The organism is Nocardioides palaemonis (assembly GCF_018275325.1).
Lineage (GTDB): Bacteria > Actinomycetota > Actinomycetes > Propionibacteriales > Nocardioidaceae > Nocardioides > Nocardioides palaemonis.
Window position 1 is genome coordinate 1,663,219 of sequence record NZ_JAGVQR010000001.1, and the last position, 22,609, is coordinate 1,685,827.

General features: G+C 69.5%; 22 protein-coding genes and 1 pseudogene. 12 read left to right on the forward strand and 11 right to left on the reverse strand.

The window, feature by feature from the left end; genetic code table 11:
* The first annotated feature begins 74 nt into the window (after positions 1-74).
* The 6 genes from KDN32_RS08155 (at position 75) to KDN32_RS23275 (ending at position 7,662) form a co-directional block, all read left to right on the forward strand.
* Positions 75-1,451, forward strand: coding sequence for an NAD-dependent succinate-semialdehyde dehydrogenase (locus tag KDN32_RS08155; protein WP_211731517.1), 1,377 nt, complete (start codon positions 75-77; stop codon positions 1,449-1,451).
* A gap of 66 nt (positions 1,452-1,517) precedes the next feature.
* Positions 1,518-2,360, forward strand: a complete 843-nt coding sequence (locus KDN32_RS08160) for an SDR family NAD(P)-dependent oxidoreductase (protein WP_211731518.1) — start codon at positions 1,518-1,520, stop codon at positions 2,358-2,360.
* A 482-nt stretch (positions 2,361-2,842) separates the two neighbouring features.
* Complete coding sequence (locus KDN32_RS08165) at positions 2,843-4,054, forward strand: HNH endonuclease signature motif containing protein (RefSeq protein WP_211731519.1); 1,212 nt, start codon at positions 2,843-2,845, stop codon at positions 4,052-4,054.
* A 230-nt stretch (positions 4,055-4,284) separates the two neighbouring features.
* The gene (locus KDN32_RS08170) at positions 4,285-5,334 is read left to right on the forward strand and encodes a hypothetical protein (protein ID WP_211731520.1); all 1,050 of its coding nucleotides are present in this window, start codon (positions 4,285-4,287) and stop codon (positions 5,332-5,334) included.
* A gap of 413 nt (positions 5,335-5,747) precedes the next feature.
* Positions 5,748-6,506 (forward strand): DUF6414 family protein, encoded by a 759-nt coding sequence (locus tag KDN32_RS08175; protein ID WP_211731521.1) that lies wholly within the window; start codon positions 5,748-5,750, stop codon positions 6,504-6,506.
* On the forward strand, positions 6,499-7,662 hold the full coding sequence (locus tag KDN32_RS23275) for an AAA family ATPase (RefSeq protein WP_211731522.1): 1,164 nt from the start codon (positions 6,499-6,501) through the stop codon (positions 7,660-7,662). Before KDN32_RS08175 ends, KDN32_RS23275 begins: the two co-directional genes overlap by 8 nt.
* A 247-nt stretch (positions 7,663-7,909) precedes the next feature.
* On the opposite strand, the gene KDN32_RS08185 is transcribed toward KDN32_RS23275, so the two are convergent.
* The 3 genes from KDN32_RS08185 to KDN32_RS08195 form a co-directional block, all read right to left on the reverse strand.
* On the reverse strand, positions 7,910-8,323 hold the full coding sequence (locus tag KDN32_RS08185) for a hypothetical protein (RefSeq protein ID WP_211731523.1): 414 nt from the start codon (positions 8,321-8,323) through the stop codon (positions 7,910-7,912).
* A 368-nt stretch (positions 8,324-8,691) separates the two neighbouring features.
* Positions 8,692-9,309 (reverse strand): hypothetical protein, encoded by a 618-nt coding sequence (locus KDN32_RS08190; RefSeq protein WP_211731524.1) that lies wholly within the window; start codon positions 9,307-9,309, stop codon positions 8,692-8,694.
* A gap of 182 nt (positions 9,310-9,491) precedes the next feature.
* Positions 9,492-10,670 carry an IS110 family RNA-guided transposase gene (locus tag KDN32_RS08195; protein WP_211731525.1) on the reverse strand — a complete coding sequence of 393 codons (1,179 nt, stop codon included), beginning with the start codon at positions 10,668-10,670 and terminating at the stop codon, positions 9,492-9,494.
* Between the two features lie 284 nt (positions 10,671-10,954).
* Here KDN32_RS08195 and KDN32_RS08200 point away from each other — a divergent pair, with 284 nt between their 5' ends.
* Positions 10,955-11,329 carry a nuclear transport factor 2 family protein gene (locus tag KDN32_RS08200; protein ID WP_211731526.1) on the forward strand — a complete coding sequence of 125 codons (375 nt, stop codon included), beginning with the start codon at positions 10,955-10,957 and terminating at the stop codon, positions 11,327-11,329.
* A 79-nt stretch (positions 11,330-11,408) separates the two neighbouring features.
* Here the strand turns inward: KDN32_RS08200 and KDN32_RS23515 are convergent.
* Positions 11,409-11,537, reverse strand: a pseudogene (locus KDN32_RS23515) (NAD(+)--rifampin ADP-ribosyltransferase); the annotation flags it as partial.
* 116 nt (positions 11,538-11,653) lie between these two features.
* Here KDN32_RS23515 and msrB point away from each other — a divergent pair.
* Positions 11,654-12,076 carry a peptide-methionine (R)-S-oxide reductase MsrB gene (gene msrB, locus KDN32_RS08205; protein WP_211731527.1) on the forward strand — a complete coding sequence of 141 codons (423 nt, stop codon included), beginning with the start codon at positions 11,654-11,656 and terminating at the stop codon, positions 12,074-12,076.
* A 24-nt stretch (positions 12,077-12,100) separates the two neighbouring features.
* On the opposite strand, the gene KDN32_RS08210 is transcribed toward msrB, so the two are convergent.
* The 4 genes from KDN32_RS08210 to KDN32_RS08225 all read right to left on the reverse strand — a co-directional run bounded on the left by KDN32_RS08210 (position 12,101) and on the right by KDN32_RS08225 (position 14,416).
* The gene (locus tag KDN32_RS08210) at positions 12,101-12,574 is read right to left on the reverse strand and encodes an SRPBCC family protein (protein WP_211731528.1); all 474 of its coding nucleotides are present in this window, start codon (positions 12,572-12,574) and stop codon (positions 12,101-12,103) included.
* A 100-nt stretch (positions 12,575-12,674) separates the two neighbouring features.
* Entirely contained in the window at positions 12,675-13,118 is a 444-nt protein-coding gene (locus tag KDN32_RS08215) for a PA2169 family four-helix-bundle protein (protein WP_211731529.1), read from the reverse strand.
* Positions 13,119-13,205: 87 nt separating this feature from the next.
* Positions 13,206-13,676 carry an SRPBCC family protein gene (locus KDN32_RS08220; RefSeq protein ID WP_211731530.1) on the reverse strand — a complete coding sequence of 157 codons (471 nt, stop codon included), beginning with the start codon at positions 13,674-13,676 and terminating at the stop codon, positions 13,206-13,208.
* The gene (locus KDN32_RS08225) at positions 13,673-14,416 is read right to left on the reverse strand and encodes a DsbA family oxidoreductase (RefSeq protein WP_211731531.1); all 744 of its coding nucleotides are present in this window, start codon (positions 14,414-14,416) and stop codon (positions 13,673-13,675) included. Before KDN32_RS08225 ends, KDN32_RS08220 begins: the two co-directional genes overlap by 4 nt.
* A 90-nt stretch (positions 14,417-14,506) precedes the next feature.
* On the opposite strand from KDN32_RS08225, the gene KDN32_RS08230 reads away from it, so the two are divergent.
* Both KDN32_RS08230 and KDN32_RS08235 read left to right on the forward strand, forming a co-directional pair.
* Entirely contained in the window at positions 14,507-14,983 is a 477-nt protein-coding gene (locus tag KDN32_RS08230; RefSeq protein ID WP_211731532.1) for a hypothetical protein, read from the forward strand.
* A gap of 77 nt (positions 14,984-15,060) precedes the next feature.
* Positions 15,061-16,791, forward strand: coding sequence for a DEAD/DEAH box helicase (locus KDN32_RS08235; RefSeq protein ID WP_307853842.1), 1,731 nt, complete (start codon positions 15,061-15,063; stop codon positions 16,789-16,791).
* Positions 16,792-16,801: 10 nt separating this feature from the next.
* On the opposite strand, the gene KDN32_RS08240 is transcribed toward KDN32_RS08235, so the two are convergent.
* Positions 16,802-17,935 (reverse strand): CDP-glycerol glycerophosphotransferase family protein, encoded by a 1,134-nt coding sequence (locus tag KDN32_RS08240; RefSeq protein ID WP_211731533.1) that lies wholly within the window; start codon positions 17,933-17,935, stop codon positions 16,802-16,804.
* 255 nt (positions 17,936-18,190) lie between these two features.
* On the opposite strand from KDN32_RS08240, the gene KDN32_RS22305 reads away from it, so the two are divergent.
* Positions 18,191-19,012, forward strand: coding sequence for a resuscitation-promoting factor (locus KDN32_RS22305; RefSeq protein WP_307853843.1), 822 nt, complete (start codon positions 18,191-18,193; stop codon positions 19,010-19,012).
* A gap of 61 nt (positions 19,013-19,073) precedes the next feature.
* Positions 19,074-19,730: a hypothetical protein gene (locus KDN32_RS08250; RefSeq protein WP_211731534.1), complete on the forward strand. Its 657-nt coding sequence runs from the start codon at positions 19,074-19,076 to the stop codon at positions 19,728-19,730.
* Positions 19,731-19,736: 6 nt separating this feature from the next.
* Here the strand turns inward: KDN32_RS08250 and KDN32_RS08255 are convergent, their stop codons facing one another.
* Positions 19,737-20,087 carry a YciI family protein gene (locus KDN32_RS08255; protein WP_211731535.1) on the reverse strand — a complete coding sequence of 117 codons (351 nt, stop codon included), beginning with the start codon at positions 20,085-20,087 and terminating at the stop codon, positions 19,737-19,739.
* A 67-nt stretch (positions 20,088-20,154) separates the two neighbouring features.
* The gene (gene pepN, locus KDN32_RS08260) at positions 20,155-22,587 is read right to left on the reverse strand and encodes an aminopeptidase N (protein ID WP_211731536.1); all 2,433 of its coding nucleotides are present in this window, start codon (positions 22,585-22,587) and stop codon (positions 20,155-20,157) included.
* Between the last annotated feature and the right edge of the window lie 22 nt (positions 22,588-22,609).

Below are 22,609 nucleotides of genomic sequence, written 5' to 3' on the forward strand. Positions count from 1 at the left end.
TTGTGGCGGTCGCGCCCGTGCGTACGTTCGGAGGTGGGGGATGCACACGTCCCACACCGTTCGAGAGGAAGCACATGAGCGACTACCAGGTCACGAACCCGTCCACCGGCGAGGTCGAGAAGGAGTTCCCGACCGCCACCGACGCCGAGGTGCAGGACGCCATCGCGCGCAGCCACGCGGCGTACGGCGAGTGGCGCACGACGTCGAAGGACGAGCGCGCGCAGGTGCTGCGCACGGTCGCCGACCTCTACGACGAGCGGGCCGCCGAGCTCGCCGCGATCATCGCGCGCGAGATGGGCAAGCCGATCCGGGAGGGCAAGGGCGAGCTCAAGCTGGTCGCGTCGATCTTCCGCTACTACGCCGACCAGGGGCCGGCCCTGCTCGCCGACGCCCCGCTCGACCCGGCGATGGGTGGCAGCGCGCTGGTGCGCAAGGAGTCGGTCGGCCCGCTGCTCGGGATCATGCCGTGGAACTTCCCCTACTACCAGGTGGCCCGGTTCGCCGCGCCCAACCTGATGGTCGGCAACACGATCCTGCTCAAGCACGCCCCGCAGTGCCCCGAGTCGGCGCTCGCGATCGACCAGATCTTCGCCGACGCGGGCCTTCCGGCTGACGCCTACATCAACCTCTTCGCCACCAACGACCAGTCGGCCGACATCATCGCCGACCCGCGCGTCGTCGGCGTCTCGGTGACCGGCTCCGAGCGCGCCGGCTCGGCCGTCGCCGAGGTGGCCGGGCGACACCTCAAGAAGGTCGTGCTCGAGCTTGGCGGCTCCGACCCCTTCATCCTGCTCGACGCCGACGACCTCGGCGCCGCCGTGAAGTCGGCCGTCCGGGGCCGGATGGGCAACGCGGGTCAGGCGTGCAACGGCGCCAAGCGGATGATCGTCGTCGACGACCTCTACGACGACTTCGTCGAGCAGTTCACCGCGGCGATGGCCTCGCTCACGCCGGGCGACCCGTTCGACTCCTCGAGCGGCTTCGGCCCGCTCTCGTCGGACGCCGCCGCGACGACCCTGATCGAGCAGGTCGAGGACGCGGTCTCCAAGGGTGCGACGCTCCGCACCGGCGGCAAGCGGCTCGACCGCCCCGGCGCCTTCGTCGAGGCCACCGTGCTCACCGACGTCACGCCCGACATGCGCGCCTACAGCGAGGAGCTCTTCGGCCCCGCCGCTGTCGTCTACCGCGTCAAGGACGCGGCCGAGGCCGTCGCGCTGGCCAACGACTCGTCGTTCGGACTCGGCGGTGTCGTCTGGAGCGCGGACACCGAGCAGGCCCAGCGGGTCGCCGACGCGCTCGACACCGGCATGGTCTGGATCAACAGCGCCCAGGGCTCGGCCGCCGACCTGCCCTTCGGCGGGACCAAGCGCTCGGGCGTCGGCCGCGAGCTCGGCCCCTACGGCATCGACGAGTTCGTCAACAAGAAGCTCATCTACACCCCCGCGGGCTGACCCCGCTCGCCACGGGTCCGGGGGTCCTGCCTCCGGGCCCGTGGCGGCGCCGCCTACGCTCGGCGCATGAGCGATCAGACGATGGCCGGCCGCACCGTGCTGGTGACCGGAGCGAGCGACGGGATCGGCGCGGAGACCGCGAAGGTCCTCGCCCAGCGAGGCGCGACGGTCCACGTCACCGGGCGCTCGGCCGACAAGCTGCGGCCGGTCGCGGAGGCGGTCGGCACGGAGCCGCTGGTCGCCGACTTCTCCCGGCTCGATGACGTACGCCGCCTGGCCGAGCAGGTGCGCGAGCGCGTCGGCTCGCTCGACGTGCTGATGAACAACGCCGGCGGCACCTTCGCCCCGACGCGGACCACGCACGACGGCCACGAGCCCAACTTCCAGGTCAACCACCTCGCGCCGTTCCTGCTGACCAACCTGCTGCGTCCGACGCTGGCCGCCGCCGACCGCTCGCTCGTGGTCAACACCTCGAGCATCGCCAACCTGGTGGGCAAGGTCGTGCTCGACGACCTCGACTACGAGCACCGCAAGGCGCGCGAGTTCGCCGCCTACGGCACCGGCAAGCTGATGAACATCCTCTTCACCCGCGGCATCACCGACCGCTGGGCCGACGACGGCATCGCGTCCGTCGCGGTGCACCCGGGGCCGGTGGGCAGCTCGTTCGGCCGCGACTCGTGGCTCGTGGGCCTGCTCTACCGCACGCCGCTCGCCCGCTTCGCGACGATCAGCGTCCCCGACGGCGCGGCGCCCCTCATCACCCTCGCCGAGCGCGGGCCCGACCCCGAGATCAACGGGCGGTACTTCAGCCGGTTCACCATCGACGGTCGTGAGAACAAGCAGGCGCACGATCGGACTCTGATTGACGGGCTCTGGGAGCGGTCGGCGGAGCTCGTCGGGCTCGCCTGACTCGCACCGCAGGACGGCCCCTCAGCTTCGGTGGTCGAGGAGGGACGAAGTCCCGTCTCGAGACCTGGTCCACCGTTGGTCGAGGAGGCCGCCCGCGGCCGTCACGAGACCCCGTCCACCCTCGCTGGTCGAGGAGGGACGAAGTCCCGTCACGAGACCCCTTGGCCTCAGTTGCACACTGGATCGAACCTCCCCTTCCCGTCTGATTCGAACAGGTGTACGATCGTGCGTAGCACGCCGGTCCGAAACGGTTCTCTCGTCTGAGGTGACGGAGTTCCCGGGATCGGGTCAGTCACTCATAGAACCCGTGTTGGTGCTCGCGGGATGCCGTAGGGCTCTCGGGTGACGACCTGGCTAGTGGTGCCACCCCATGCCTCACCGCTTCGCCCCGGACCCGGGCGGATGTCAGTGACGTGCGTGCAAGGAGGTGGCCCCCGATGGATCAGCTGGACCAGCCAGACCCGGAGCTTCAGCATCCGATCGTGGCGTGTGCGGGCGACCTACGTGCGTTGTTGAAGGGCGTGGTGTCGGTGGAGCCGGTGTTCATGTCGGTGGCCGACAAGCGGGCGGCGCTGGTGGAGCTGGTGGCGGCGCGTTCCCAGCTGGACGGGCTGCTGGCGCGGGTGCTGGCCGCGTCCGACGATCTCGGGACGGTGGAGGGTTCGCGGGACGCGACGGCGTGGCTGGCCTCCGAGACGCGGTCGACGCGGCGGGAGTCGCGTCGGGACCTGGCGTTGGGGCGGGCGTTGGAGGCGCATCCGGAGGTCGGGCGTCAGCTCGCGGACGGCACGCTGCGAGCGGAGCAAGCACGGGCGATCGTCGACGCGGTCGACGCCCTCCCGTCCCGGGTGGATGACGTGGTGCGTGCGGAGGCCGAGGCGCGACTGCTGGCGTACGCGCGTGAGCATGACGCGAAGGGTCTGCGGCAGATCGGGAAGCGGATCCTGGACGTGGTCGCACCCGAGGTGGGGGAGTCCGCCGAGGCCGACGCGCTCGAGGCCGAGGAGCGGCGGGCGGAGGAGTCGGTGTCGTTCTCGATGTCCGATGACGGTGAGGGACGCTGCCACGGCCGGTTCACGGTCCCGTCTCCTGTGGGTGCGGTCCTGCGGCGGATCCTGCTGGCGTTGGCGAACCCGGCCCGCCACACCGACGCCGACCTGCGCGACGAGGCGGGGGTGTGGAAGCCGTCGCGTCGTCGGATGGGTGAGGCGTTCGTGGAGTACGTCGAGCGCTATCCGACCGACGCGGCCCCGCAGACCGCCGGTGTGAACGCGACGGTCGTGGTGACGCTGACCCTTCGGGATCTGCTCGGTGACCGCGGTGTCGCGTTGCTGGACGACGGGACCCGGATGTCGGCGGCGCAGGCACGCAGGTTGGCCTGCGAGGCCGGTGTCATCCCGGTGGTCCTCGGCGGCGACGGTCAGGTGCTGGACCTGGGCCGGACGCGGCGGTTGTTCAGCAAGGCGCAGCGGATCGCGCTCGGTCTGCGCGACGGTGGCTGCACCGCGCGGGGGTGTGAGACAACCGCCTCAGGCTGCCACGCCCACCACGACGACCCCTGGTCCAACGGCGGCACCACCGACCTCGCGAACGGGCGGCTGCTGTGCCCGCGCCACCACCGTCTCGCCCACGACCCCCGCTACGCGAAGACCATCCATGCCGACAACCAGGTCACCTTCGTGATGCGGACGTGAGGGGAGTTGGGATCGAGCTTTCGCTCGGCGGTAGCGACGAACCGCCCACTACGACGCAGGTGCTCAGCGCCCAGATGACCTCTGGTCCATTCATGCTCCAACGAGGAGCCAGCACCTGCCGTCGACGGTCAGCAGTTCCACTCTTGAGTTCGGGGCGCGAGCGAGCAAACAAGGACCCACTCTGGGCGCTTCCGAGTCGAGCCGCACTATTTCGCGAGAGCATGCGGGTCATGAGCGATGCCCCAGAGTCCGCTAAGTCCGACTTTAAGTACAACGTCGAGAACGCGATCTCAATGTCGTGTGATTGGGCCGGCATCTTGGCTCCAGCGCAACTTGAGGCAGTGGCCAAGGAACCGGACGTGCCGATCTGCAACATTTACCTGATCGGTCGCCGTCCGCGGGTAACTGTGGATCCGACGACGTGGGTGTGCGATGCGGAGACGTTCGAGGTGTCGCTGACCGCCGATCTGGGCGGCGGATACTCGAACACGGTCACGCTCAGCGGTCCGCACCTGTACGAAAGTCCGCTAAAGCTGGTCAGCAACGGGCCGTACACGGTCATGGAACTGCACAACGAGGCCGGGGACCTGGTGTCGGGTGCGCCGACGGCGATGTGGTTCTCGATGTACCTGCAACAGACGATGGGGTTGGGACGCATGGATGCGACCGAGCTCGATGAGGCGCTGTTCGACCTGGAGGTCGTGTACGTCGGCCAGTCGCAAGACGCAGGTGGGGCGATCCAGAGCCGGCTTCAGACCCACAAGACACTGCAGCGCGTCATGGCGGACACTCAGCAGACCGCACCACACCTGGACGTGTGGGTCGTCCCGATGCAGTTCGCGACTTACAACAAGATGTCGACCTTTGGGTCGTGGCTGGGCACAGAGGGTGATGAACAGTCCATGGCTCACCTGAACGCGTTCGAGCACGCCTCGCTCGACGTCAGCGTGGTCACGGCGCTGGCCGAGGCTGCCCTAATCCGGTACTTCCAACCCAAGTTCAACGAGAAGTTCGTAGACACCTTTCCCGAGCCGCTTCACAAGACCTACCGGAAGGTCTACGACCTGGATGTGAGCGCGGTCGGGCTCGACTTCGAGACCCTGTCGACCTTCGGCACTCGATTGAAGAGTCGCGTCGTACAGCCAACGTTCATCCACGCTGGCCTGTTCGCGCTCCATGACGAAGCCGACCGGCGCCGGTTCTTCGACTTGGACGACGACGGCGGGGTCGCCGACGCGACCCACTTCAAGCGCGGGCTCGCGAAGGACATCCCTTCCTAGCCCTCCCCCGAAAGCTCGGCTCCCTGATCCACTGGGCGGCCGGAACTCCGCCCACTATGACGTAGGTGCTCAGCGCCGTGCTTGACTCCATGCAGGGATGCGGTGCTGCGATGCCTCGCGCCCGATGTCCGCCCTGGGAATGCTCGGATTGCTGGCGGACTGCCCGACGGATCGCTGCGGCGGCGTGCTAGCGGTCGCCCGTTAAACTGGGGAGAACGGCGTCGCCGGTCAGACTGCGCCCCCGAGATCCCATCGATAGTTCGAACCAGGGGTTCGCCCTCGCTTCCGGCAAGAGATGTCGGTCCTGTCCGGCATGCTCTCCCTGCAACGCGTTCCGCTCGACCGACGTGCCCAGCCAAGAAGGTGACCTCCTGTTGAACTCACCAAAGGACGATGCCGCTACGCCCAAGTCGATGGTCAAGGTCGTCTACTTCGACGAGCAGTCTGCGTCCGACTACCTCGACATCACCGCCGGCGGTGCTACGAGTTCCACAAGCCAGGAGATCAAGGAGCGTGCCTCTGACCTCCACGCGAAGGTCGAGTCGAAGGTGTCCGCACGGCTGTCGTGGCTTCCGTTCGTCGGCGTATCCGGTGAGGCAGGAAGCGGCGTCGACTACAAGAGCGTCGGACAGAGCATCTTGAACCAGACGTTGTCGAACACGATCCTTACTGACTACCTGGCCGAGATCGCCAACGACGACCGCGTTCGTCGACTCGACGACTACGTCGTTACCGCACCGGCAGATTCGATGGCCGCGACCAAGATGTACACGCCCTACATGGTCATCGCGAGAACCGAGGAATTCGGAATCGACCTGGCACGGCTAGATGAGGCACTCGAGCGCGCAAAGGGCTACTACGAGCTCCTCGCCACGAGCCAGCATGACGGTACCGACCGCTGCGTCCTGCGGTTCAACATCCGGGCGTTCAGGAATAACTACGGCCTTTCCGACCTGGGCCGGATGCGCCTGGTCTATCACGCCATTCTCGTCGGCAAGACCACGGAGAAAGGCCTGACGATGTCGGGCGAGATGGCGAGCAGCGAAGCCAGTCCCGGAGATCAGGCTCTGACCGCGCTAGAACTTGTCGACGGCGCACCGGCCGCCTCGAAGGCGGCGGTGGAAGAGCTTGATGTCTACGACGTCGTACTTGCTGGAGTCGAGCGTGGCTGACACCGAGGTCAAGATCTACTACGGCCCACCGTCCTGGTTTCACAAGCAGATCGGGACTGATCTTAAGTCAAAGAACCTCGTTACCCTGGTTCTCCGGGAGGACGCCCGCCGCCGCGAGTTCCGCGTGGTGGTACCCGAGCAGGAGAGCGAGCCGGTGAAGAAGGTCGCCAGGCCCAAGCACGTTGTCGCAGGGTCCAGCGACTACGCAAGCCTCAACGAACACGTCATCACCAACTTCGCGCAGCTCGTTCGCTCGATGCGTCCGAAACACCTCTATCTGAACAATCCACCGTCTCGGGTTCACGACCAGCTCGAACGAGCTTTCGCGGATACAACGACCGCGCACTACGTATACCCACCGTTTACGACGGAAACTCTACGAACCTTTAGGGATGAGTTCGGGAATCACTTGGTCGGACAGGAATCAGTGCGCGAGACGCTCCTCGCGGCGATGTACCCGCTCGCCCGGCTCAGTCGAGGGCGACCGGTCGTACTAATGTTCTACGGTCCTTCGGGCGTCGGGAAGACCCAGACCGCTCAGTTCATCAACGGCCTGCTTGGCGGAGAGCTTCTACGGAAGCAGTTCTCGATGTTCCATAGCGAGAAGTTCGCCTCATACATGTTCGGGGGGGAGCACGGAGAAGCCTCACTTGCTCGCGATCTTCTCGACCGCGAATCAGGCGTCATCCTGATCGATGAGTTTGACAAGGCTAATCCCATCTTCCACAGCGCCTTCTACGAGCTATTCGACACCGGCGAGTTCGTCGATAAGAACTACACGGTCCAGGTTGGCCCGGCACTCATCATCTGTACCTCGAACTACTCGTCGAAGGAAGAGATTCGGGACGCGCTGGGCGATGCACTCGCATCACGCTTCGACGCGCTCATTGAGTTCCAGCACCTCACTTCAAGTGAAGTACTCACAGTCATCGAGCGAACGGTCGATAGCCGTCTCGCGGGCTTAAGCGCCGTTGAGCAGTTGCACGTCACTCGTGAGCAGTTGCTCGGGTTGCTCGGCCCGCTTGCCGCGAGCAGTCACAACATCCGCGAGCTCGGGAAGACCATCGACAGTGTCATCTCCATCCTCCTCGTGAGATCTGCACTCGAAGCAGATACAGACCTCGATCCGCCTACGGCCACAGCGGAAGGTCGGTGACCGCTCCGAGTTCGACGGAGTGGTAGGGCCACGCTCCGTCCCTAGACCGGTCACGATCACATCACCGCAATGATGCTTGGGCGGGGGCAACACTGGTAGCCGGCCCAACTGCGCGCAACCGATAGAACGATGGACGGGTCTGCTGCACGAACTGGTGACAGGCTGAGTCTTCTCGAGGCATGCTGGGGTCGCTCGCGCGCGTGTGCGCTCGCTCTAACCGGCTAGGACCTTGAATTTTCGCGCTGTCTCACGACGACCGATCCTCCACGGCAGGTCCGTACTGCTGACGCATCTTGGCCAGGTTTGCCGCACCTTCAGCCAACTCCTCATCCTTGAGATAATCAGGCTGATTGGTGTAGACGATGTGGTTCGCCGGGTGGATCAGGTCTTTTAACTGCAAGTCGAATGGCAGGATTTCGCTCCAGCGAGTGCTGAGTGACGAGAGCGCCTCGATAGTCACAGGGTGGGCGCGCTGCTCGGGCACGACGCCGGGGACGGAACCTACGAACTCTGCTACGAGCTCACGAGTCTCGCCGCCGGGAACACTGAATGGCGCCGTGACGTCCTGAATGTCGTCCTCTTTCGGATCCACGCGCGTGCGTGTCCATTCCCATGCCATTAACTCGCCGCCTTCGGCGAAGCGCAGGCGCAGACTAACCACCACGAGCGTAGCCGCGCCTGTGTTGTGGAGTACAAGCGGCAGCGGATTGCGGAGCGATCGCGAGCAACGTACGCCGCCCAAGTTGTTGGTTCATACGTTTGCAGCCGTCCCGGCCGCGCGTGCAGCCACCAGAAGGAAAGCACGGTGAACAGCAGCGCCATCATGGAGATGGCGACCGCGGCGTACGACATGGCGTCCATCATGACGGGCAAGTAGCGGGTCAGGAAGGAGTCGTGTGGTGCGTCCTTGCGCCGCATTCGAGCATCCACTCGGTTCCCGCCAGAATTAAGGTCGTGCGATAGCGCTAGAGCACGCACTGGGGGGCTCCACCGCACCAACTTGTGTGGCCCGGGTGAGTCGAGTCTTCGCTAGTGGCGCCAATGCACCGTCTCGTCAACAGCAGCTACGAACATGACGCTTCCTACGAAGTATCCGAACGCGAGGTCGAGGCCGCTAGGCATCAACAGCCACCCAAAGGCGACGCAGCCCGCAGCCGTGCCCCAGCGTAAGTTGAACCTGAACTTGCGGGTTGCGTGAGCGGTAAGAGTGGCGTAAAGGAGTGTTTGAATCACAACAGGGAACAACATCGCCGCGCCGTGAAAGTTGCGAAAAGCGTTGGAGTTCCTAAAGCAATTCAGTGTTGCCGACTCGGTTCCCCCGCATGCTTGCCACTTTTCGCCCAGTTCCGGCAGCAACAATTTCGCCATGATCATCGACAGCGAGATGAACGACACGAGCAGGAGTAGGGCTCTCGCGGTCATCCCGACGATGGTCTGCTGCGAGGGTTGAGGAGCCCAGTGTCTGCAGGAGCGTCGCACGGCGATCAGCATCATCAGAATGGCGACGAAGACGCCCCACTCCCAAAGTCGCACTTCAGGTGAGCCCGCTACTAGCCAGAGAGAGATCGCGAGAGAGAAGCCCAGCAACCCTCCGATCGCATCGACTAAGAATTCGGGGGCTTCAGAAGAGCTCGCTTGATTCGGCACGTGAGGAGGCTAGACGCAGAGGCGGTCGGCCTGACGCCCCGTCTCGAGGCGATGGGCGGGAGCTGGTGCGCCCGACAGCACCTACCTCCGACCGCGCAAGTTCCGGCGCGTCACTCCGCCGCGTGCCGGGGACATCCGGATCTGGCACCCCTCTGTGTCAAGACGCAGCAGGGAGTGGAGTCCTAGGGTGTTGTCTGGCGGGTCCGGGAAGTGGCTTGTCCGAAGAGTTTGGTGTGGGGCTGTGAGCCGGCCGCGCTGGGGTCAGAGTCGTTGCCCCGTTGCCCTCCCGGGCCTGTCCTCGTTGTTGTGCTCGTTGGCGCCTTGGTGGTGCGGACGGCGTCGTTGAGCATGGTCTGGTAGACGATGTCGGACAGTCGGCGCTTCACGCACCGCATGGCTTCCATGGGTGCCTTCCCGGCGGCCTTCTTGCGGTCGTAGTAGGCGCGGCCCTCGGTGGGGTTGCGCAGCTGCACGCGGGCCATGGTGTGCAGCACCCGGTTGATCTGCCGGTTGCCTTTCCTGGACAGCCGGTGGCGGGTCTGGTCACCGGAGGATGCATCCAGGGGTGCGGTTCCGTTCCAGGACGCGAAGTGGGACTTGCTGGGGAAGCGGGTGATGTCGCCGACCTCGACCAGCAGCCGAGCGGCGCCGGTGGGTCCGATGCCGTGCAGGTCCAGCAGCGTGGTGCCGGTCGCGCGGACAAGGTCGGTGAGCTCCTTGTTCGCCTCCTTCTTGCGGGCGTAGATCCGCTCGAGGTCCGTGACGAGCTCGGCGGCCACTCGGCGTCGGGTCTTGCCGACGACTCCGCGGGGCCTGATCTTGGCGAGCAGCGCCTTGGCCTGGGCCGCGGACAGGTTCTTCTTCGCGCCACCCGGGATGAGCTCGAGCAGCAGCTTGTGCAGCTGGGAGGTCTTGCGGGTGTGCTCCTCGCCGAGCGAGCGCCGTCGGTCGACCAGGAGTCGCAGCACCGCGAGTTGCTCGTCGTTGACGACCGGACGCAGGCCGGTCATCCGGGTGCCGACGAGCGCGATGGAGTGGGCGTCGGTGGCGTCGGTCTTGCGTCCTTGACCGGTAGCGAAGACCCGGGCTCGTGCTGACAGCTTCGGTGGCACGTCGACGACTTCCTCGCCCGCGGCGAGGAGTCTTATCGCGACGTGATGGCCGATCCCGGAGCATCCCTCGATGGCCCAGACCCGGTCGGGGAACTGGCTGACATAGCGCCTCATCTCGGCGAACCCCGCCGAGTCGGTGCCGTAGCGGCCGCCACCGATGACGGTCTCGTCGGCGGTCATCACCTCGATCGTGACCGACCGTTTGTGTGGGTCCATCCCGATCACCACACGACTGCTCTCGTTGTTCATCAGCTCCTCCGATGCTCGAACCTGTTCGGTTGTCGAGCCGGGAGGGCAACGCTGCTTCGAGCTGGGCAATCCCCTCTTGAGCCTCTCCTGGCCCTGGCGACGCCCGGGACCGCGCAGGCCAATGGAGAGCCACACGACCAGCGTGCGCAGCCGAAAATGAGAGCGACGACCCGGGCGCCTGGACCGAGCCTCGCCAGACCCGGTCCTGGGGTCAATGGAACAAGCAGCCCCGATGCGGGCGCTCTTGCCGTCTCGGGGACCGTCAGCATGGCACGGTGATGGACATGAGCGTTGAGCAGGAAGTGCTCGCGGCGGCTGAATCGCGAGCAGCGGCTCTAGCGGTGGGCGATGCCGAACAACTCGGTGATCTCTTGCACGTGGCCTTCAGGTGGACCGCGCACATCGGCGACACCTACGACCGCGCCGAGTACATCCGCCGAAACACCGAGGGGCACACGGTCTGGCGATCACAGACCTTGGTCAATCCTGAGGTCGTCGTCGTCGGCGAGACCGCTGTGCTGTACGCCGAAGTGCACGACGTGGTGCAGTCGGACGGAGATGCGTCGGAGACATTCCGGATGCCGATGACCCAGGTCTGGGTCCGTTCAGATAGCAGTTGGAAGTGCCTGGCCGGTCACGCGGGGCCGCGGCTGACCTGACGTCCGCACATGCCGCGATGAGTGCGGCATTCCGCCGCGTATGTGCCTTCGGTACGCGCCGACGACCGACCTCGTGCAGGACTTCGAGCAGGTGGCGCGGCCGGTGAGGTTCCGTCGGGTGGCCGGGAAAGCGCTTGTCGGCGACGCTGGTCGTCCTCGAAGGGGCGGAAGGCGTCACGGTGTACACGCGGCCGGGCCGACTCGCCACCTTCGTGCCGAGGGAAGAGCCCGGAGGCCTGCCGACGGGGATCAAGGGTCACCGGCTCCCGCGCCCCGCGGACGAGACCGCGGGAGCCGTCAGGCACCCGTCCCTACGCTGGCAGCATGTTCCGCCGCGCGCGCCCTGAGCCCGAGGTCGTCCGCTCCGACCAGGAGTGGCGCGAGCAGTTGACGCCGGAGGCCTACCGCGTGCTGCGTCGGGCCGGCACGGAGCGGGCCGGGACGAGTGCGTACGAGCACCCTCCTGCCGACGGCAACGGTGTCTACCGGTGCGCGGGCTGCGGTGCAGAGCTGTTCCGTGCGGGCGACCAGTACGACTCGGGGTCGGGGTGGCCGAGCTTCACCTCACCCGCGGTGGCGGGCAGCGTCACGACGAGGACCGACTTCAGGCTCGTCGTGCCCCGGCGCGAGGTCTTCTGCGCGCGGTGCGGCGGGCACCTCGGCCACGTCTTCGGCGACGGTCCGGCGCCGACCGGCCGGCGCTACTGCATCAACGGCGCCGCACTCGATCTCGACGACGCCGACTGACAGCCGCGAGTACGGTGCGGCGGGTCAGCCGCGCGTCAGGATGGTCTCGAGCTCGGCCAGCGCACGATCGGCGTAGCCCTTCCACATGCGACCGAGGACGCTGGTGGTCAGGCGGGCCGGGGAGGTCCTCGGGTGGAAGGTCCAGGCCCAGCCGACGCGCGCACCGCCGTCGGCGGGCGTGACCGTCCAGGCTCCGTCGATGGTGTGGACGAAGCGTCGGAGCGGCCCTTCGATCTCATCGAGCCGGTAGGCGAAGCTGCGCGGCCGCTCGACGTCGGTCATGGTCTCGCGCAGCCGACCACCGTCGGCGAGCACGATCATGCGTGTCTGTCCGACGGCACCCCAGTCGTCGGGCTGATCGGTCACGTCGGCGACGGCGGGGAAGGCCGCAAAGCGACGGTTGAACACCTCGGTGAGCCGTGCGCCCATGAGCCGGTCGAAGGCGACCTCGGGTTCGACCGCAACGACGCGGGAGGCCTCGACCCGGTGACCGGACATGCTGCTCAGGCTACGCGGGCTCGAGGCGCGACGCATCGGATCCCGGCCGGCGATCCGCCGCCCGGGCGCCGCGGATCACCCGCGGCGCCGGGGGAGCGGGTCACGCAGCAGTCTGCAGCGCCTTCACCTCGTCGCGGGCCGCGACGACGGCGGCCTGCTGGCGTACGACGACCTCGCGGAAGCCGGCGCTGAGGTCGAGCTTGAGGGCGTCCGCGTACTCGGAGACCGCGTGGTCCTCGCCGGTGGCGGCGGCCTTGAGGACGGCCTCGGCGTCGTCGCCGGTGAGCGCGTCCTTCAGGGAGAGCCAGCCGCGGTGGACGGCGGCGGCGACCGAGCCGCTCGCGTCGACGTCGTCGCCGTACTCGTGGCCCATCTCGACGATCTCGCGCCAGAAGCCGGCGCGCTGCTCGGACAGGCGGTGGAGGGTCGACGCCCACTCGGGGTGCTCGCCGTCGCGCAGCTTGTCGGCTGCGTCGGCGAAGCCCTTCTCGCCGTCCTTCAGGGTCTCGACGAGCTCCTTGGCGGCCTTGGCGTCATCAGACATGTGTGCTCCTTCGTGTGGGTGGACCCTCCACACAAGCCGACGGCACACGGCCACGGATCACCCGTGGGGATGCCCACGGAGAAGGCTTCAACCGCCCTCGGCGATCCGCTTGATCGCGGCGAGCGTGGCCGGGATCCCCGCGTGGGCCGCCCGCGTGCGCTCCTCGATCTCGTCGGCGGCGCGGTCGCCGTACTTCTCCGCGAACATCGACAGGCCGGCGGGCAGGAAGGCCCAGGTCTCGGTCAGCCGGGTGCCGTCGCCGTCGGGCTCGAGGAGGAAGCCCCAGCGCACGAAGCCCTGACCGACCTCCCAGGCGAACTCGCGGCCGCGGTCGGCCGCCACCACCTGTGAGCGGGTCTCCCAGGTGCGCGCGGGCGTCTCGTTGTGGCCGGTGAACCACGCGCCGACGGTGCCCGGCTCGGCGTCGTCGTCCCAGCGGCACCACCGGCAGATCGGGCTCCACTCGCCGGTGCGGGTGACGTCGCTGACGAGGTCGTACACCGCCTCGGAGGTGGCTGCGACGACCACCGAGTCCTGGTGGGTCAGTCCCTGGGTCATCCGCGCTCGCTCCTCTGTCGACGGCTGCCACCGTGCCAGTCCTCCTCCTGGCCGACCGACCCGGGGTCGACGCCGAAGCCGACGAGCTGGGGGCGCTCGCGCAGGCTGCGCTTGAGCTCGGCGAAGCCGGGGAAGCGGGCCAGCCCGACCACGTGGTCCCACAGCTCCAGTGCCTGCGCGGGCTCGGGGAGCCGGCTGATCACGGGGCCGAAGAACGCGACGCCGTCCGGCGGCTCGAAGTGGATGATCGGCGTGCCGACGTCCTTGCCGGTGAGCGCGCGGGCCTCGTCGCCGTCCGCTCGGATCGCGTCGTCCCACGACGGGTCGTCGAGGGCGTCTGCGAGGTCGGTGGGGAGGTCGACCTCGCGCAGGATCGGCTCCAAGAACTCCCGGGTCCCGCGGTGCTCGCGGTTCGCGGTCTCGTCCGTGCTCGCCGGCGGCGGGGTGTCGAAGATGTGCGCTCCGAGTGCGGCCTGGAGCGCGTCGACCGCCTGCGGGCCGTGCTCCTCGCGCGCCCGGGCGACGGCACGCAGCAGACGCAGCCCCGCGGTGTGGCCGGCCTCGTACTCCGGTGGGAAGTGGGCGTCGTAGACGATGTCCTCGTTGATCAACCGCAGCGAGATGAAGCGCCAGTCGACGGTCAGGCCTCGCTCGGCCTGCACCATCCGGATCCACTTGCTGGTCAGCCAGCAGAACGGGCACACCGGGTCGAAGTAGAAGCGGATGTCGGCGGTCGTCATGGGTCGACCCTAGGCCCGCCCTCGGCAGACACGCCCCTGACCTCGTACGCTGCTGCAGTCATCACTGCGGGGGTAACTGAGGAGGCGCACGTGTTGGACCAGGACTACGACCAGAACGTCCGCGGCGACGCGAGCGAGCAGGACCAGCCCGGAGCCGAGCTCGGCGTACCCGCGCCCCGTTCGCCCTCGGCGGCGCGGCTGCTGGAGATGACCGCCCGGGAGACCGACCAGTGGCGGGCCGACGCCCGCGCGGAGGCCGACGGCATCGTCGCCGCCGCCCGCGAGGAGGCCGCCGAGGTCGCGCGCGCGGCGCAGGCCGACGCCGACACGATGCGCGAGGACGCGCGTCGCGCCGCCGAGAAGACCATCGCCGAGGCTCGTGCCGAGGCCGAGGGCATTCGCACCGAGGCGTCGGAGCAGCGTGCGCACGAGGAGTCGGAGGTCGCCCGGCTCCAGCAGGTGGCCGCGGAGCACTCCGAGCAGCTTCGCCGTCACCTGACGGACATGCTCGGCCGGCTCGATGCCGTCCCGGGTCAGTCCGAGCGGCGCGACGGCTCGGGGGAGTAGCCCCGGCACCGGTCCCCGCCCGGCAGCCCACAGCGAGCCGCCACCACCGACGCGACCGCCCCGGATACCGTCCGGTGGTGGGTAGTCGACGAGGGTCCAGCACGCGTCGCCGGAGCACGTCCGGGCGGCGCAGCGGCGGCTCCCGCCAACCGCGGCCGCTGCCGGTCGCCGGGCCGGGGGAGCGGCTGTGGGTGCTGGACGTGCCCTACGGCACGCAGGTCGACGGGGCGTCGTGGCACCCCACGGTGAAGACCCACCTGTACGTCGGTCGCCGGCTGCCGGCGCACCTCGAGGCGTACGCGCCCGGGCCCCACACGCTCGGGCGGTTCATCGAGAACACGCTCAACCCCGGCGACCGCACGCCCGAGCCGGAGCCGACCGACGCCTTGGAGCCGCGGCGGCTGCAGTTCGAGGCGGCGGACGCGATCGCGGCTCGCGCCGAGGCCGGCGGACGCCTGTTCCTGCTGGCCGACGAGCCCGGGGTCGGCAAGACGATCTCAGCGGTGCTCGGCGCGCAGGCGGTGGCCGACCTCCGGGACGCGCGCCGCGTGCTGGTCGTCGCCGACCGGCCGGCGGCGATCACCATCGGCCACTGGTGCCGCACCATCACTGCGCTCGGCGACGGCGGGCTCGAGTGGGTCGTCATCACGTGGGACCGGCTCGAGAAGGTGATGGACCACGACTGGGACGTGATCATCGCCGACGAGGCACACGCCCTGCGGCGCACGACGACCAAGCGGTGGAAGCGCTGGGCCCGGATCTCGGGGCACGGCAAGCCGCACGACACCGCGCCGTTCGTCATCGCGACCACGGCGACGCCGGGCCACACGCCGCTCGAGCTGCCCTACCTCGCGCCGGCCTACGCCCAGGTCCTCGGCGAGCCGATGCGTGACTGGGCGTCTGCCACCCAGCCCGGGCAGACGTTCGCCGAGGCGCTGGAGCGTCACGGTGTCGGCGTCGAGCAGGGCCGCTACGGCGCGAGCTGGACCACCGACCCCGCGCGGCGGGCCGCGGACCTCAAGCTGGTCCGGGGCTGGCTCGAGGAGGAGCGACCGCCCGCGATGCTCCACCGGGCGGCGCCGTGGGGTCCGGTGCCGATCTCCGGGATGCCGGTGGCCCTGACGCCGGCCGAGCGGGAGGCGTACGAGGCCGAGTGGGGCGAGTTCTGCCGCGAGATGGACCTCGCGCGGCGGGGCCGCAACGTCGCCAAGGGCCGGGCCGCGCTGCTGCGGTTCCGTCAGAAGGCAGGCCTGCTGCGCGTCGACTCGACGGTCGCCTGGATCGCCCAGCAGGTGGAGGCCGAGCGGCAGGTGGCGTGCTCGGTCGAGTTCGTCGCCACGGCCGCCGACCCCATCGCCGACCGGCTGCGCGCCTCCGGCATCGAGGTCGCGAGCATCTACGGGCGTGACCGCTTCGACCCCGAGGCCGAGCGGCTGCGCTTCCAGACCGGGCAGGCGAAGGTCTGCGTCTTCACCACGGTCGCCTCGATCAGCCTGCACGCCGGCGAGACGCTGGCCGACGGGCGGACGGCGAGCACCGAGCCGCGGGTCGGGGTCTTCCACCAGGCCCGGTTCTCCGGGATCGCCGGGCGGCAGGTCACCGGCCGCACCCACCGCGACCACCAGGTCTCGCCGTGGCACGTCGCCTACGCCGAGGGCACCGTCGAGGAGCAGGTCGGCAAGGTGATGGTCGAGCGCATCGCGGCCGCGTCCGACACGGTCGGCAGCGACACCACCGGGCTCACCGACCTCGCCGAGCTGCTCGGCGCCGACTGGCTGCCTGTCGCGTCGCTCACCGAGGACGGCTGAGCGGGGCGGCTCAGGCCGTGATCGCGCCGCCGCCGTCGTCGAGCAGCCGGTCGCGCAGCGCGACCAGCTCGGACACCGCGGTGAGGAACCGGCCGGTGCTCTCGCCGACCGCGAGGTCGTCGAAGTAGTGGCGGCGCATCGCGAGGCGGGCGAGGTGGTGCTCGTCGTGCTCGAGCCGGTCGGCGAGCAGGTCGGCCAGCGACCCCACCGACCGGGCGTCGACGACATCAGCGCAGTGGCTGAGGGGCGCCTGCTCGTGGAGCGCCGCGAGGTCCCCGTGCGGGTCGGTCATCACGATCGGCCGGTCGGTGCACAGGTAGAGCCAGTCGAGGCCGACCGACGACACGTCGGTGACCATCGCGTCGCACTGCGACATCATCGCCAGGATGTCGCCGCTCAAGACCTCGGTGTGCCCGGCGTCGGGGTCCTCGTGGGCGGCCTCGGCCACGATGCGCAGGATCGCGCCGTGGGCCTCGGCCACCTCGGGCACGAGGCTGGTCGTGACCTTCGGGTGCGGCTTGTAGACCAGCCGCACGTCCGGCACCCGCAGCACCTGCCGCACGATCTCCTCGCCGAGGGCGACCACCGAGGTGTAGTCGTTGTAGCTCGCGTCGCCCTCCCACGTCGGGGCGTAGAGGACCGTACGTCGCGGGCTCGGCGCGAGCAGGGGAGCGCGGGGCAGGTCGAGCTGGGGGCGCCCGATCCGCACCAGCCGGGCGGCGTCGAAGTCGAGCAGGCCGGTGACGTAGCGCTGGACGGCGGCCTCGCCGGCGACGAAGACCCGGTCGTAGGCCTTGGCGTTGTTGCTCGCCATCGACTGCTTGTCGCTCTCGCCGTGGTTGACGTGGACGTGGAGCATCCGCGCGTCGACGAGGGACTCGAAGTTGGTGGGGGAGTTGTTGACGTAGAGCACGACCTTGGCCCCGAGCTCGGCGTAGAGCTCGGTGAGGTCGGCGAACGACTCGGCGTGCAGGACCGGCAGCCGGGTGCGCTCGCGGACCAGCGCGGCCGAGTCGGCGTCGCGTACGACGAGACCCACGGGGTGGGCCGCGTCCAGCACCTCGAGGACCTCCAGCCACTGGATCAGCTGGTAGGCCCGGGTCGGGTCGCCCGCGAAGTGGGCGAGCACGCGTACGTCCTCCACGCAGGAAGTCTATTCGTGCGGGGGAGCTCGTGACCTCCCTCACACGGGTGGGTGGACACCCGCTTGGCGAGGCCGACCCTGATTCGACATGCCTGCGGGGGTCGTGTTCTGGTGGTGGGACCGCAGCAGTGCTCCCGTCGTCGTCGACGCGCCTCCCCTCGTGAGGCGAGCAGCGCAGCGCGGCCGGCGCCCCGCGAGGCGCCGCGTCCGAGCGCCCCGGAGGCGTACCCCCAACCCCCGTGAGGTCAGAAGCACGTGCGTGCCACCACCACACCCACCCCGTCCACCCGCACCGCCGCGCGCTCGCGCGGCGCTGCAGCCGGTCTCGCTGCGGCCGCCGTCGCGCTCAGCCTCGTGCCCGGCAGCGCGTCCGCGCAGCAGGCCGACGCGGCACCCGTCGAGGTCAGCCTGGAGCTCGCCGGTCAGGCGCCGGTCGAGGTTGCCACCACGCCGCAGGTCTGGCCCGGCCAGGTCCTCGAGGCGCACGGCGTCGCCGTCGACGGCAACGACCTCGTCGCGGTCCTCCGCGACGGCGACAAGGTCCACGGCCAGAAGAAGAAGGTGCGGCAGGGCGACGTCGTCCGGCTCACCGACGTGGTCAAGGAGCGCAAGACGAAGATCAAGAAGGTCCGCAAGGGCACCGTCGAGGTCTTCACCACCAAGCTCAAGCCCGGCAAGCGCAAGGTCGTCAGCACCGGTCGCGCCGGACAGCGCAAGATCGTCGCCGTCAAGACGCTCCACGACGGCGAGCCGGTGAGCTATCGCGTGGTGAAGAGGAAGCTGGTCAAGGAGTCGCGTCCGCGTCGCGTCCTCGTCGGCCGCGAGGCGTGGTCCGTCCCCGGCGCCGACGGCCTCAACTGGGGCGCGCTGGCCAACTGCGAGTCCGGCGGCAACCCCCGCGCGGTCAACCCGGCGGGCTACTACGGCCTCTACCAGTTCGACACCGGCACGTGGCGCAGCGTCGGCGGATCCGGCCTCCCGACCAGCGCGTCGGCGGCCGAGCAGACCTACCGCGCCAAGCTGCTCTACCAGCAGCGCGGCCGCTCGCCGTGGCCCACCTGCGGCCGCCTGCTCTGACGCACGGGGTTCCCCGGGATCGATGATGCTCGCCGTGGCCCGACACACCTAGCGTCGGGCCATGGCGACACCCTCTCGGCGACTGGCCCAGCTCCTGGTGGCATCGAGCCTGGCGGTGGCCGCCGTGGCCGTCGGCGGTGGGTCCGCCGATGCTGACCCGCCGCGCGCCTGGACGGGCGGGGTGGAGTCGGACTTCGGCCGGGTCTGGTGGGTCCACGAGGGGTCGTACGCCGGCGCCCCCGGCAACTGGCACCTCGGCGACCTCACCATCGAGGAGGACGACGACGTCCTCACCGGGAGCCTCGTCGACTGGAGCTGCCCCGACGGCGCCAGGCCGCCCGATCCGCTGATCTCACCGGTCCCGCCCACGTCGTGCACGATCGTCGGCGGGACCTACGTCGAGCAGCTCGACCCGTGGGACATCGCGGTCTTCGACCACGCGACCAACCGCCTGCGCCTCTCCGGGGACTTCCGCGAGGTCGACGCCTCGGGCGAGGGTGTTGGCACCGTCCCGATCGACGTCACGCTGGTCGGGACCGGCTCACCGGAGAAGACGCGCACGTACTCGGCCGGCCGCACGCGATTGACCTACGAGGAGTACTTTCCGACGGCGAAGGCCTGGGGTCGATTCGACGGGCACCGCGTCGGCGGTCCTCGCGTCACGCAGTCCATCACCCAGGTCAGCTTCTACATCCGGGACATGGTCCGCGCACCGTGAGGCGCCTCACTCCTCGACTGGTCGCACCTCCACGACGGGGTGCGACCGGGTGAGGACCCGCGCCGCCTCGACGAGGGCGTCGTGGTCGTCGCAGGTGACGAGGAAGAAGCCCGACATCTGCTCGACGGTCTCCGCGTAGGGGCCGTCGGTGACCGCGACGCCCTCGTCGGTACGCCGGAGGGTGCGCGCCGCGCTGCTCGGCCCGAGCCCGGCGCCACCGGTGATCGCCCCGCCCGCCTCCGTCAGCAGCCGGGCGAACTCCGCGTCCGTGTCGTAGGTCGCCTGGTGGTCGGCCTCACTTCCTGCCAGCCACGCGGCCTCGTCGTCAGCGGGGAACAGCACCACGTAGTCGGTCATCGCCGGGTCCTCTCGTCGGGGTCGTCATGAGGGTGACGGGCGGGGACGGCCCGGATCGACAGCGCGGTCACCGGCCCCGCGCCCGCACCATCCGCAGGACCTCCTCCGAGCGCTCGGTGAGGGCGCCGACGACGACGGGCGCGGCGTGGGCAGCTGCGACCTCGCGGGCACGGAGGACGTAGGCCTCGTCGACGGCGTGGACCGGGAAGAGGCTCGCGGTGAGCGCCAGGCCGGGGATCATGCCGCCCTCGTGGAAGGTGGGCAGCGCCTCGAGGAAGCGCTCGGCGTACGGGGCCAGCACGTCGTCCTGGCCGGGGCGCCAGAGGGCCGGGCCGACGGTGCGCGCGGACTGGATCGGCACGCGGCGCTCGACCAGGGCTGTCCACGCCTCCTCCTTCGCCTCCGCCGACGGCGAGCTCGCGCGGACGCAGAGCGCGCGGATCCACGAGTCGGGGTCGGGGTCGCGCTCCTGCAGCGCCTGCACGGCGTCGGCGTCGACCGTGCCGAGCTCCGCACGCCGCTGGAGGACGTACCACTGGACGTCGACGTCGTCGCCGGCGAGCGAGGTCACCTCCGCGAGGTCGTCGTCGTCCGTGGCCGTCCGCGCCAGCGTGCGCAGCGCCGACTGGCGCGACACCCCGGCGTCGAGCATCGACCGCGCGGCGGCGGCGACCTGCGCCTCGAGGTCGGCGCGGTCCGACGCGGGAGCCCACTGCTGGGCCGCGGCCAGCGCTAGCTGGAGGCACGGCTCGGCGACCGTCTCGACGGTCTCGACGCGCACCACGTCGGTGAGCGCGCCGACCGCCTCGGCCGCGGTGGCGTCGCCCTCGGACAGCATGTCCCAGATGGTGGCCATCGCGACCGCGCGGGCGAGCGTCGTGGGCAGCGCGGACGGGCGGCCGACGAGCACCTCGCGCCCGGCCGCGTCGGGCCGGGTGGTGGCGAACGTCGCGTCGTCGTGGTTGACGAGGTAGAGGTCGGCCTCGGGGAGACCCTCGACCGGCGTGCGCTCGCCGTCGACCTCGACCTGGACCGCACCGACCTCCTCGAGGACCTCACCTGCCCAGCGGTAGGCCGCGACCCCGACGACCTGCGGGTGCGGAGCGCCGTGGGCGCCCGCCGCGGTCAGGACGAGGCCGTCGTCGGTCCGCTCGATCCCGAGCCGGTCGACGCCCGCGGTCTCGAGCCACGCCCGGCGCCACGGCTGGAGGTCGCGGCCGCTGGCCTGCTCGAGCGCGCCGACCAGGTCGTCGAGGGTGGTGTTGCCCCAGGCGTGCTCCGCGAAGTACGCCGTCATGCCCCGGCCGAAGGTCTCCTCGCCGACGAAGTGCATCAGCTGCTTGAGGACCGCGGCGCCCTTGGGGTAGGTGATCGAGTCGAAGATGGACTCCGCGTCGGCCACCGACGGCACCACCTGGCGGATCGGGTGGGACGCCGGGCCCTGGTCGGCGAGGTAGGCGTCGAGCTTGTCGCCGACGAGGTTGTTGGCGGCCGTGTCGCCGTAGGCCGTCGCCCGCTCGGCCGCCCACATGCAGGCGAACTCGGCGAACGCCTCGTTGAGCCAGAGGTCGTCCCACCAGCGCATCGTCACGATGTTGCCGAACCACATGTGCGCCATCTCGTGCAGCAGCACGTTGGTGAAGACCTGCCACTCGGCCGTGGTCGGCTCGTGGCGGCGGACGATGTCGTCGCTCCAGGTGACGCAGCCGTAGTTCTCCATGGCGCCGCCGAACTCCGGCAGGAACACCTGGTCATAGCTGCGCTGCGGGAACGGCATCCCGAACCGCTCGCCGAAGAACTCCAGGCCCTGCGCGGTCAGCGTGAAGAGCTGGTCGGCGTCTCGCCGCAGCGCGTCGGCGAGGGTCTGGCGGGCATACAGGCCGAGGTCGTGGCCGCCGGCCTCCTTCCGCACCTCGACGAACGGTCCCGCCACGACGACGGGGTTGTACGTCGAGAGCGGCGGGGTCGGCTCGAAGGTCCAGCGCCGGGCGCCGTCGACCTCCTCGACGAGCGGGTCGCCGGAGTTGCTGACGACCGTCCAGCCGGCCGGCGCGGTGACCGTGAACGCATGCGGCGCCTTGAGGTCGGGCTGGTCGAAGCAGGCCCAGGCATAGCGCGCCTCGTCGGGCTCGAAGGTCGTCCAGAGGTAGACGTTGTCGTCGGCCGGGTCGACCGCGCGGTGGACGCCGCGGCCGTGGGTGGTGTCCGCCTGCACGGTGGCGACGACCAGCTCGTTGTCCTCGGCGAGGCCCTCGAGCGCGATCCGTCCGTCGACGGCCGCTGGCAGGGGCTCGCCGTTGAGCGTTGCCGTCTCGACCTCGGCGCAGCAGTCGACGAAGGTCGAGGCCCCGGCGGTCGCGGCGAAGCGGATCGTGCTCACGGCACGGAACTCAGGCCCGTCGGGCAGGGCGGTGAGGTCGACGGCGATGTCGTAGGACGTGACCGACAGGAGGGCTGCGCGCTCGACGGCCTCCTCCTGTCGCAGGCTGCGGACGGGCACGGGTGTGGTCCTCACTCGAGTC